Raw genomic sequence first — 11997 nt, forward strand, 5'->3', positions numbered from 1 at the left:
TTACCTCCCGGCCTAAAACCCGGGGGCGTCTGATGGACTCCGGCCCCGACGTGCGTGTCGAGCGGCTCACCCGCTACATCTTCTCCGCCCCGTCCTGGCCGCGGTCGCTGGCGCTCATCGTCGTGCTCGGCCTCGCCATCGACGCCGCCACCTACCGGGTCGGGCACGAGTTCTTCCTGCTCGGCAGCCTCGGCTTTGCGGTCCCGGCACTGGTCGCCTTCCTGCTGACCGTGCCGCTGGTCCGGGCCTCCGGCCGGCAGATCACCTGGAACCGCTCGGCCCTCCTCGCCCTGGCCTGCATGGTCCTTATGGTCATCCTGAGCCTCTCGCCGACCCTGGTCTTCGGGCGGGCGCTCTTTCCCGCACTCTACGCGATCGCGCTCGGCCTGGCCTTCGGGCTGCGGCTGCTGGTCCTCGTGGCCGTGGCCGACTACCGGATCAGCCGGATGGTGCTCCCTGCGTTCTTCCAGGGCGCGGCGGGGATAGCGGTCGGTGCCTGGCTCTTCACGCCCGGCTTCGCCCCCTACGCCCTCCTCCTCCAGGCGGTCTTCGGGATGGTCTTCGTCTTCCTGATCTGGCTGATCGAGCGGCCGCTGAAGCGTGCGTTCCAGATCAGCGGGCTCAACTTCCTCAACACCTTCATCGCCCACCTGACCGACGGCTCGAAGAACATGGAGGACTTCTTCCGCGAGATCGGCGAGGAGGTCTACGTCCCGGAGGTCTCGCTCTTCTTCTCCCGCGAGACGGGCAGGGGCGTCCTCTTCACGGTCCCGAACGTCCATCCCGGTCCGATGGGCGACGTCGGCGGCGGCAACCTCCCCCGGATCCTCCACGACACCTTCCCCGAAGAGACGCTGGTCGCCCACGGCTGCGCCACCCACGACTTCAACCTGGTCTCGGAGAGCGAGATCGCCAAGATCGCCCGGGCCGTGGAGGCGTCGCGGAAGGGGCTCGCCTTCTCCGCCACCGCGAGCCGGCCGGTCCGGGTCTCGGCGGGCTCGGTCTCGATCCTCTGCCAGCGGTTCGGGAACGCCCTCCTGATGGTGAGCACCCGGTCGCCGGAGCGCACGGAGGACCTCGACTACTCGATCGGGATGGCGATCATGGCCGAAGGACGATGCGCCTTCTCGGAGATCGCGTTCGTCGACGCCCACAACTGCATGACCTCCGTGGGCTCCCCGGTCCTCCCGGCGACAAAGATCGCGACGGAGTACATCGCGGCCGCCCGCGAGGGCTTTGCCGCCGCCCGCGATCTCCCCCACGAGCCGCTGGCGGTCGGGGTCTCGCATGTCCGGGTCCCGTTCACCCGCGAGCAGGGGTTCGGGTCGCTCGGAGTGCAGGTGATGGCGACGGAGGTCGGGGGGAAGAAAGTGGCCTACGTCCTTGTCGACGGGAACAACATGGCGCAGGGCGTCCGGGAGCGTCTGCTGCCCACGGTTCTCGCCCACGTCGACGAGGGCGAGATCATGACGACCGATACGCACACGGTGAACACGATCAGCGGGAAGAACCCGGTCGGCTACACGGTGCCTGCGGAGGAGATCGTCCCCTACATCGAGCAGGCGGTCAGGGAGGCGGTCGCCGACCTCGCGCCGGCCCGGGTGGGGGCGGCGACGGCCTCGTGCGAGGGGATCACGGTCTTCGGGTCGCAGCGGGTCTCGCAGCTCGCAAGCACCGTCAACGCGATGCTCGCGTTCATCGCCCCGCTGAGCCTCATGATCCTCGTCCTCGCGTTCCTGCTCTCGGTATTTGCCTACCTCCTGCTCCAGTAGGACAGGAACGGCTTTTTTCTTTTCGCGTGCCCAATATCTTCTATGAACTACCGGTTCGCTGGTCGGATGGGGCGTGTCCCGGAGTCGTTTCTTGCAGAACTCTTCCGGGTCTCGGCGGTCCCCGGGGTGATATCGTTTGCAGGAGGCCTGCCGGGCTCGGCCTATATCGACGTCGAGGGGATCCGGGAGGCTGCCCGCGAGGTCTTTGCCGACGAGGGACGGACGGCGCTCCAGTATACGACGACGGACGGCTACCTCCCGCTCCGCGAGTTCATCGCCGGCCGCTACCGGCAGCGGCTCGGCCTCCCGGCGACGGCCGAAGAGATCCAGATCGTGAACGGCTCCCAGCAGTGCCTGGACCTCGTCGCGAAGATCTTCCTCGACCCCGGCGACGCCGTCGGGATGGAGCGGCCCGGCTATCTCGGCGCGATCGAGGCCTTCTCCCTCTACGAGCCGGTCTTTCATTCGGTCCCGCTCGATGAGAACGGGCCGGACCTTGAGGCGTTTGGATCGCTCATCCGCGATCACGCGCCGAAGTTCTTCTACGGCATCCCGAACTCGCAGAACCCGTCGGGGAGGACGTATTCGCAGGAGAGGCGGCGGGGGATCGCGGAGATCCTCGATGAGACGGAGACGGTCTTTTACGAGGACGACGCCTTCGGGGAGCTCTTCTTCGACGGGCAGCCGCGGCTGCCGGTGAAGCGTTATCTCCCCGACCAGACGGTGATATCAGGCTCGTTCTCGAAGATCGTCGCTCCCGGGATGCGGATCGGCTGGATCTATGCTCCGGCGCCGGTCCTCCGGGAGTTCAACGTCGCAAAGCAGGCGGCCGACCTCCACTCGAACTTCCTCTGCCAGGTGATCCTCCACCGCTACCTCGCGACCCACGACCTCGACGCCCACGTCCGGCGGGTCTCGGCGGTCTACGGGAGGCACTGCCGGCTGATGTGCGACCTCCTCGACGACCTGATGCCGCCGGGCGCGACTCACACGAACCCCGAGGGCGGGATGTTCATGACCGCTGCCCTCCCCTCCGGGGTCTCGTCTATGGACGTCTTCCGCGAGGGCGTGCGTGAGGGCGTCGCGGTCCTCCCCGGTACGCCGTTCTACGTCAACGGCGGCGGGGAGGATACGATCCGCCTGAACTTCTCGGCGGCGGGCGAGGAGGAGATCACGGAGGGGATGCACCGGCTGGCGCGGGTGGTGCGGCGGCTGGTCTGATCTCCCCCCGTTTCGCAATATTTAACGGCCGAGAAAACCCTGTATTCTTCAATGGCTCCTATCCGTTTTCTTCCTGCCTGCACCGCTCTCCTTCTCCTCCTCTTCCTCGTCCCCTGCTGTTCTCTCGCCGCCGACGGCCCCGGCGCCCGTGCCGCGTCCGCCGTCGCGGAGAGGGACTGGGACGGCGTCCTCGCCGCGGCCGACGAAGGGCTGGCCGCCGAGCCCGGCAACGTCACTCTCCTCTGCATGCGGGGCTACGCGCTGCGCAAACTCGGGAATTACCTGGAGGCGGCGGCCGTGGTGAGCGAGGCGATCGCCCTCGACCCGAAACCCGTCCGCTACTCGAACAGGGGCTACGCCTACCTCGCGATGGGGAACTACTCCGCCGCGCTCGCCGATGCGGAGGCCGCGCTCCTCCTCGACCCCGCGGACGCCACCTCCTGGGGCGTGAAGGCGATGGCGCTCGCCGGAGCGGGCGAACTTGCCGGTGCGGAGTCGGCCGTCGACCGGGGACTCGCCCTCGCCCCGGCGAGCGCCCACCTCTGGCACGTCCGGGGCGAGATCCTCCTTGCCGCCGGGAACGCCACGGGGGCGGCCGCGGCGCTGAACCGTTCGCTCGACCTCGACCCCGGCTACAGCCTCCCCTGGCCGGGCATGCCGACCACCCAGGACGACCTGGCGGCGGCGATGCAGGCGGCCGCCCCCACCCCCGCGGCGCCGGTCGGCGCGGTGCTCGCGGTCGCCGGGATTCTTATGGCCTCGGCGTGGTCGCTCCGGCGGCGGTGAGGGTTAGGCCGGCCGCCGTAGTGTGCCGCCTTTCATCAGTCTCTTTTTCCCGGTTTTGACCTCACCATGCCCCACGCCACGAGCCAGCATCCGACCAGGACCAGCAGCCCGTGGGCGACCCGGACCGCCGGAGGCGTGAAGAACTGCGGGAGAAAGAGCGCGAAGCCGAGCGCGAGAGGGATGCCGCTCCATCGAGCGAAGAGACCCGACCGCCAGATCGCGACCGCAAACAGGATCGTGCCGGCGGCAAGAGCGAGGAGGCCCGCCCCGAAGAACCAGACGCCATCCCCGAACCGGATCGCGTCCGTGAGCGTGACAAGCAGGTCGACGCTGCCCTGCCGGATCGCCTCCCGGCCCACGGCGTCGAGTGCGAAGGTCTCGGCCCCGTAATAGGGCTGGACCAGCCCGACGCCGGCCCAGGTCAGGACGAGGGCAGCGAGGCCCCAGGGTTCGGCCTTCGTCTCGCGGAGACGGCCGTAGAGGCCGAGCAGCCCGAGCGTGAGCAGGATGAACCCGATCATGGCGAGCGAGTGCGAGAGAAGCCAGGCGGGAGAGGCGAACGCCCCGGCGCCCGCAAGGGAGGCTTCGTCGGTGTATGGCCGGATCGCGGGGTACACGAGGAAGCAGACGCCTGCGATCACGAGCGAGAGCACCGCGAGATGGGTCCTGGTCCCTGTCATCGTTCTCTCCTGGTTTGTATCTCCTTCGCGGCTTCGCGCTTTTCGCGGCTTCGCGTGAGGCCCGTATCATCGCTCATAAACTGCCATCTCACGCGAAGTGCGAGCGAAGCGAGCTTGAGAAGCCATCAGGCTTCGAGCCGCGAAGAACGCGAAGTTCAGTAGATGGGTGTGTGTCTCCCTATCAGGTCTTGCTATTCCGGCAGGCAGGGCCGGCCGGGGGCGGGTCCCCCCTTCATCTGGACGAGCATCAGCACCGCCGGTTCGTCGCCCACCGTCCCCGACCGGTGGCCCCTGCGCCCCTGCCCGTCGGGCCGGGTCTTCTGGTCGTTCCCAAACGAGAGCTCCCCCGGCCCCATCTCCACGCGGGTGCCGTCCATCGTCTCGACGAACCAGCGGCCCGATAGAGGGACGATCCACTGCGGCTCCGGGTTCTCGTGCCACTCGCCCACCCAGCCCGCGGGGAGGACGAGGACGACCACCCGGGCGGCCGGGCCGGCGAGCCTCTCGATCCACGACGGCGCCGCGCCCTCCGATACGCTCGCGAACGAGAAATTAGCAAGCCGGCAGCGGTCCTGCCGGCTCACGCCGTCCTCGTCGGTCCGGACGTGCCAGTAGGGAACTTCGGGCCTGTCGTCCTGCGGGTTACGATCGGTCTTCATGGTGACCCCTGTTTGCGTTACGGATGTGCCGGAGATCGGGAGCCTGCCCCAAATACTTTCCGGCTGCCCGATGCTTCCCGGCACCCGGCGTCGCGGTGGAGAAAGGCGGCCGCTCCCTTCGGGTTAGGCGGGGGCTTTGCCGGGCGTTGGGCTTAATACCTGCAACGGATAATAGGTATAGGATCTTTTAGAGCGAGGGTAGCCAAGCCCGGCCAAAGGCGGTGGACTTAAGATCCACTCCCGCAGGGGTCCATGGGTTCGAATCCCATCCCTCGCATTCCGGATTCATTGAGTATCGAAAATCTCTTATGTTACAGGGCAGAATGCGTACCTGTTATACGCGCTACCGTCCTCGTCTGGGACGGTAGTTTCTTCTTCTGAATTGCCCTTCCATGATCCGTCACGTATTGAACTGCCATCTTCATCGGCGATGGATGTCTGCCCGGAGAATCCCAACAATATGAGGGTCGATCTCGAACGATGTTGTGACGCTACCTCTCCGGCACGGAGCCGCCGCATCCCGGTCTTGCCGTTCACGATCACCGCCGCACCGTAAGCGGTCGAACCGGGCGAGTGCTCCGCCCCCCTTCAGCATCACCCCCGTGAAGCCATGCCGACGAGGTTGATGGAGATAACACGCCGATACAAAATTTATTATACTTATTTTATAATTGCTGACGTATGTCCACCACCTACCGGCCTGCAACGATCAATGCCGTCGAAGCACGTGCAACGGTCAGCGGAAGTAAGGACGGCGGTCTCGACGAGAGCGGCAACCCGTACTACTTCCCGAACGCCTCGGTGAGCATCGGCTACTGGTTCGATAACGAGGGCGTCCCCTCCTCGAACTGGGACACGTTCTTCACGGCGGAGTTGTGGATCAACGGCAAACCGGCCGGCAAGAAACAGGAACTTGCGGGCAGCGGTCCGCAGACCTACACGTTCTTTGCGCACAAGTTCCCCGAACCGGGCGCCTACAAAGTGGAGATTCGCGGCAAAAACTCGAAGACGCTTGACGTGACGATCAAGAACCGTCCGGTGGAGGAGAAGCGAGCGGCGCAGTGATCGGGTCGGGCACCCGGTCTTTTCGCTCAACCGATCCCTCGCACCGGTCTTCCTGCTTCCGGCGAGCCGGAAGAGCCGGCTCCTGGCTGCCCTGATCAGCGGTGTCGCCGGTTCCGGCCCGCTCCCCGGGGCCTCGACGCCAACAGCACCCGCCGGTCTGCCGCAAAGGTATACGTATCGGCGCATCGAACCCTTTGTATGGACGCACCGGGCCCGGGCAGGCGGCGATAGGTACGGGCGGCAGCGTGAAGACCCCGGTGCTGGCCCTCGCCTTCGTATGCGGCATCCTTGCAGGATTCGGCGTATACGCAGTTCTATCTCCCGTCCCGTCGGACCCGCAGCAAACCGCTCTCTACACGGCGGACGCGCCGGAGCCCATCGGGCCGTACAGCCAGGCCGTACGCTGCGGGTCCTACCTCTTCATGTCGGGACAGATCGGCCTGGACCTGGCCACCGGCAACCTCTCCGATACCGTTGCCTGCGAGGCGAGGCAGACGATGGAGAACCTGCGGGCGGTCCTCCTCGAAGCAGGTCTCGACTTTTCCGATGTCGTCCAGACCCGGATCTACTTAACGGACCTCGCGGAGTTCAGTACGGTCAACGCAGTCTACGCAGAGTACTTCAATGAGCCGTACCCCGCATGGGCGACGGTGCAGGTCGCCGGCCTCCCGAAGGGGGCAAGGGTCGAGATCGAGATGGTCGCGAAGGTGCGGTAGCCCGGCCGCGGGCCCCCGCTCTGCCGGGACTCCCGGTGCGCTCCGCCGATGCCGTCACCGGTGTTTCCGGAAACAGGTGTTTGTGAAGGGGTGCCCGATCGTGCTTGCGCGGGGACGGATCGCACTCACTCTATCTCGGCGTTAAGGGCCGATTCATATAAAAATGCCTTATATTATACTCATATAATTGCAAAATCCGTCTCAACCTGGGTTTTGTTATCCGAAACGTATAAACGACATTCGAGCCCTTCCTCATTAGGTACATCGTGCATACCCTCGCCAGCCCCGACCACATCCTCTACGTCGACGACGAGGAGGCGCTACTCGATATCGGCCGTATATTCCTCGAGCGAGCGGGCGGCATCGTCGTCGATATCACTGCAAGCCCCCTTGAGGCGCTTCGCATGATTCTCTCCGGCCGGTACGACGCGATCGTCTCGGACTACCAGATGCCGGAGATGGACGGAATCGCCCTCTTAAAGGAGGTCCGGAAAGCAGGATCCCGGGTACCCTTCATCATCTTCACCGGCAGGGGGCGCGAGGAGGTGGCGATCGAGGCGCTGAACAACGGCGCCGACTTTTACATCCAGAAAGGCGGCAACCCGAAGACGCAGTTTGCCGAGCTTGCAAACGCGGTCAGGCAGCTGGCCGGGAGGCGGAGGGCAGAGGCAGCGTTCCGTGAGAGCGAAGAGATGCTGCATAAGGCCGAGAGTCTCGCGCACCTCGGCAGCTGGGAGTTCGACCACAGGGCCGGGCGGCTTGTCTGGTCGGACGAAGTCTACCACATCTTCGGCCTTGATCCGGCAGGGCAGCCGCCAAGTTACGAGACGTTCCTTTCTATGGTCCACCCGGACGATCGGACCCTTTTCGATACTACGTACTTCGCCTCGATCGCGGACGGAGAGAGTACCTATGAGATCGAGCACCGGCTCCTCCGCAGCGATACCGGGGAGTCCCGGTATGTCATCGAACGGTGCGAGCATATCAGGGACGATTCCGGCGATATCGTCCGCTCCGTCGGGATGGTGCACGACATCACGGTCCGTAAACTCGCCGAACTTGAGTTGCTGTCCCGGCACGAGGAACTCCAGGCGGCGTACGAGCAGCTCGCCGCCATCGAGGAGGAACTCCGGACGAGCTTCGACGACCTTGCGGAAAGCCAGCACAGGCTCCAGGAGAGTGAACGCAGGTTTGCCGACATCATTGAGTTCCTCCCGGACGCTGCCTTTGTCATCGACACGGACGGCCACGTTGTCGCCTGGAACCGTGCAGTCGAGGAGCTGACCGGCGTTCCGAAAGCGGAAGTGCTTGGCAGGGGCGATCATGCGTATGCGGTTCCGTTCTATGGCGAGGCACGCCCGGGCCTGATCGACTACGTCCTCCATCCCGACAGAATGGCTGACTGCCCCTACCGGATCATAGCGAGGGATGGAGAGCTCCTTGAAAGCGAGACGTCTCTCGCCCGCCCCGGCGGCAAGGACACAGTCCTCAGGCTCAGGGCTTCGCCCCTCTATGACCGGAAGGGCAGGTGTGTCGGTGCGGTCGAGACGATCCGGGATATCACCGGGCAGAAACGGGTTGAGGCCGACCTGCGGACGACGAAAGACTATCTTGAGAACCTGATCGATCGCGCCAACGCCCCAATCATCGTCTGGAGCCCTGAGTGCGTCATCACCCGGTTCAACCGGGCCTTTGAGAGCCTGACCGGTATTCCTGCGGACGAAGCCGTCGGAGCGAGGCTTGAGATCCTCTTTCCGGAAGAGAGCCGGAGTGAATCGATGGAGCAGATCCGGCGGGCAATGGCAGGCGAGCAGTGGGATGACGTGGAGATCCCGATCCAGAACCGGTCGGGCAGTGCCAGGACGGTGCTCTGGAGTTCTGCAAACGTCACCCAGAACGGCACGGATCGACCTATTGCAACGATTGCGCAGGGAACGGACATCACCGCCCGTAAACAGGCACAGGTCGAGCTCCTGCAAAGGCACGAAGAACTGCAGGCCGCTTACGAGCAGCTCGCCTCCATCGAGGAAGAACTCCGGACGAGCTTCGATGACCTTGCCGGGAGCCAGCGGCACCTCAAAGAGAGCGAGGGGCGCTACCGCCGCCTCGCGGAGAATGCGGAGGACATCATCTACCGGATCGAGTTCCTGCCGGAGGTGCGGTTTGCGTACGTGAACCCGGCGATCACCAGGATGCTCGGGTACATGCCGGAAGAGTACTACGCCGATGCAAGTCTTGCGGAACGGACGATCCATCCTGACGATCGCAACCGGATTGCATCCCTTGGTGTGGGTTCGATCGCAGACCGGCCGCTCACGCTGAGATGGGTCCGCAAAGACGGAGGTACCGTCTGGGTCGAGCAGCGCAACATCCCGGTCCTCGACTCCGCAGGAAGGGTCATCGGACTTGAAGGGATCGGCAGAGACGTCACCGAAGCGAAACAGGCAGAAGAGCGGCTCGTAGAGAGCGAAGGAAGCGTACGGAAGAAACTTGAGAGCATCCTCTCCCCCAGAGGCGATATCGGCAGCCTGGACCTCGCCGAGATCATCGATGTGCCCGCGGTCCAGTCGCTCATGGATGACTTCTACGGCCTTACGAAGATCCCGGTGGCCATCGCCGACACCCGGGGCCGAGTGCTGATCGATGCCGGGTGGCAGGAGATCTGCACGAAGTACCACCGGGCTCACCCCGAGACCTGCAGGCACTGTACGGAGAGCGACACCGTCCTCTCCGCAGGGATCCCCGCCGGCGAATCGAGGATGTACCGGTGCCGGAACAATATGTGGGATGTGGCAACGCCGATCGTCGTGGGCGAGAGGCATCTTGGCAACGTCTACACCGGGCAGTTCTTCTTCGAGGGCGAAGAGCCGGATTACGAGATCTTCCGGTCGCAGGCGCGACGGTACGGCTTCGATGAGGAGGGGTATCTCACCGCGCTCAGGGCCGTTCCCCGGCTGAGCAAAGCGCATATAGACGCCGCCCTGGCATTTCTGCGGGAGTTTGCCGGCCTCATCTCGCGCCTGAGTTACAGCAACATCACCCTGGCCCGGTCGCTCGCGGAGCGGGACGCCCTGACAAGGACGCTCGAGGAGACCGCGGGCAGGCTCGCCCGGACACAGGAGATCGCCCATATCGGCAGCTGGGAGTTCGACCACCGGACCCGGCGGCTGACCTGGTCGGATGAGACCTTCCAGATCTTCGGCGTCAACCCCGCGGGGGGGGCGCCGGGCTACGAGATGTTCCTCTCGTTGGTCCACCCGGACGACCGGGCCCTGGTCGATACCACCTACTCCACCTCGATCGCGGACGGCGGGGAGACCTACGAGATCGAGCACCGGATCCTCCGCAACGATACCGGCGAGGTCCGGCATGTCGTCGAGCGGTGCGAGCATCTCCGGGACGGGTCCGGAGCGATCGTCCGCTCTGTGGGGATGGTGCACGACGTCACCGACCGTAAACTCGCCGAACTCGAACGGCTGCACAGGCACGAGGAGCTCCAGGTAGCCTACGCGCAGCTCGCCTCCGTCGAGGAGGAGCTCCGGACGGGCTTTGACGACCTCGCAAGGAGCCAGCACCGGCTCCTGGAGAGCAAAGAGCGCTACCGGCGGATCTCCGAGAGCATCTCGGACGTCGTGTACTCCTGCGTCCTTCCGGATATGGGCGGGTACGCCCTCGACTGGATCGCCGGGGCGGTGCACGAGATCACCGGGTATACCGAAGAGCAACTTCTTGCGATGCGGTGCTGGCGGGCTATCGTCCATCCAGACGATCTGCCTATCTTTGAGCGCGAGACCCTCGGTCTTTTTCCGGGCAAGTCATCGCTCTTTGAGATCCGGATCGTTCGCCGGGACGGTTCCGTCCGGTGGCTCCGCGCTTCGGCCAACTGCATCGGAGGAGAAGATGGCCACGTCCGGCTCTACGGCGGGTGGCAGGACATCACGGAGCAGAAGGAGACCGAGGAAGCGCTGCGGGAGACTGCAGAGAGGATGGAGAGCATCTTCCGCGCCGCCCCCACCGGTATCGGCATGGTGGTGGACGGAGTCCTCAGGGAGGTCAACGGGCGGCTCTGCGATATCGTCGGCTACACCCGCGACGAACTCATCGGCCGGCCTGCACGGCTGCTCTACCCGGACGACGCGAAGTATGAATCTGCCCTGCAGCAGATGCGCACACAGATCCGGGAGACCGGGACGTGTACGCTTGAGGCCCGTGCACGGCGCAAGGACGGTACGATCATCGATGTGCTGCTCTCGGGCACGCCTCTCGATTCGGGGGCTTTTTTCCGGGGCGTGACATTCACCGTCCTGGACATCACCGAGCGCAAGGCGATGGAGCGCGAGATCGAGTATCACGCCGGGGAGCTTGCCCGGCAGACGAACAGCCTCGCGGTCGCGAACAGGAAACTCAGCCTGATGAGCAGCATCACCCGGCACGACATCCTGAACCAGCTGACGATCCTCCTCGGCAACCTCTCGTTTGCAGAGGAGGCCGTGCAGGACCTGAAGATCTCGGAGTACCTCGCCCGGGTGCAGAGCGCCGCCGACCGGATACGCCGCCAGATCGAGTTCACCCGGGACTACACCGAGCTCGGCGTTCGGTCGCCGGAATGGCAGCGGGTCGGCGACGCGATCGGGTCTGCGGCGCTTCACGGGCTGCCGGTCGAGGAAGAGGCCGGGGACCTTGTCGTCTACGCGGATCCCATGCTTGCGACGGTCTTCTCGAACCTGATGGACAACACTATTCGGCACGGAGAGTCGGCGACCCGGGTCCGCGTCCGGTATCGGCCGGAGGAGGACGGGAGCCTCGCCCTCATCTGGGAGGACGACGGCGTCGGCGTTCCTGCAGGGGAGAAGAAGCAGATCTTTAACCGGGGTGTCGGGAAGAATACGGGGTTCGGCCTCTTCCTGATCCGGGAGATCCTCGGGATCACCGGGATCGGCATCAGGGAGACGGGAGAGCCCGGGAAGGGGGCACGGTTTGAGATGCGCGTGCCCCGCGGGGCATACCGGCTCTGAGGGAAATACGGGTTGTCCGTGGGCAACGGGGCGGCGATGACTCCGGGCACAGTGGGTCAGGCGATCCGGCCCCCGCACGGAGA

The 11997-nt window shown here is 65.1% G+C and carries 8 protein-coding genes and 1 tRNA gene; 7 read left to right on the forward strand and 2 right to left on the reverse strand.

Annotated features, from left to right (window positions below):
• The first annotated feature begins 32 nt into the window (after window positions 1–32).
• Genes F8E02_RS07405 through F8E02_RS07415 form a run of 3 tightly spaced genes read left to right on the forward strand, consistent with a single transcriptional unit; the run spans window position 33 to window position 3779 of the window.
• Window positions 33–1772, forward strand: coding sequence for a DUF2070 family protein (locus F8E02_RS07405; protein WP_317064849.1), 1740 nt, complete (start codon window positions 33–35; stop codon window positions 1770–1772).
• A 42-nt stretch (window positions 1773–1814) separates the two neighbouring features.
• Complete coding sequence (locus F8E02_RS07410; RefSeq protein WP_317064850.1) at window positions 1815–2993, forward strand: aminotransferase-like domain-containing protein; 1179 nt, start codon at window positions 1815–1817, stop codon at window positions 2991–2993.
• Window positions 2994–3044: 51 nt separating this feature from the next.
• Window positions 3045–3779: a tetratricopeptide repeat protein gene (locus F8E02_RS07415; protein WP_317064851.1), complete on the forward strand. Its 735-nt coding sequence runs from the start codon at window positions 3045–3047 to the stop codon at window positions 3777–3779.
• Between the two features lie 35 nt (window positions 3780–3814).
• On the opposite strand, the gene F8E02_RS07420 is transcribed toward F8E02_RS07415, so the two are convergent.
• The gene (locus F8E02_RS07420; RefSeq protein WP_317064852.1) at window positions 3815–4459 is read right to left on the reverse strand and encodes a hypothetical protein; all 645 of its coding nucleotides are present in this window, start codon (window positions 4457–4459) and stop codon (window positions 3815–3817) included.
• Window positions 4460–4650: 191 nt separating this feature from the next.
• Window positions 4651–5118 carry a cupin domain-containing protein gene (locus tag F8E02_RS07425; protein ID WP_317064853.1) on the reverse strand — a complete coding sequence of 156 codons (468 nt, stop codon included), beginning with the start codon at window positions 5116–5118 and terminating at the stop codon, window positions 4651–4653.
• A gap of 192 nt (window positions 5119–5310) precedes the next feature.
• On the opposite strand from F8E02_RS07425, the gene F8E02_RS07430 reads away from it, so the two are divergent.
• The 4 genes from F8E02_RS07430 (at window position 5311) to F8E02_RS07445 (ending at window position 11914) form a co-directional block, all read left to right on the forward strand.
• A tRNA-Leu gene (locus F8E02_RS07430) sits at window positions 5311–5395 on the forward strand.
• Between the two features lie 404 nt (window positions 5396–5799).
• A complete protein-coding gene (locus F8E02_RS07435; RefSeq protein WP_317064854.1) occupies window positions 5800–6183 on the forward strand; it encodes a hypothetical protein in 384 nt (127 codons plus the stop codon).
• 194 nt (window positions 6184–6377) lie between these two features.
• A complete protein-coding gene (locus tag F8E02_RS07440) occupies window positions 6378–6899 on the forward strand; it encodes a Rid family detoxifying hydrolase (RefSeq protein WP_317064855.1) in 522 nt (173 codons plus the stop codon).
• Window positions 6900–7165: 266 nt separating this feature from the next.
• A complete protein-coding gene (locus tag F8E02_RS07445) occupies window positions 7166–11914 on the forward strand; it encodes a PAS domain S-box protein (RefSeq protein ID WP_317064856.1) in 4749 nt (1582 codons plus the stop codon).
• Window positions 11915–11997 lie beyond the last annotated feature (83 nt).

The sequence above is a fragment of the Methanoculleus caldifontis genome (assembly GCF_032842345.1).
GTDB lineage: Archaea > Halobacteriota > Methanomicrobia > Methanomicrobiales > Methanoculleaceae > Methanoculleus > Methanoculleus caldifontis.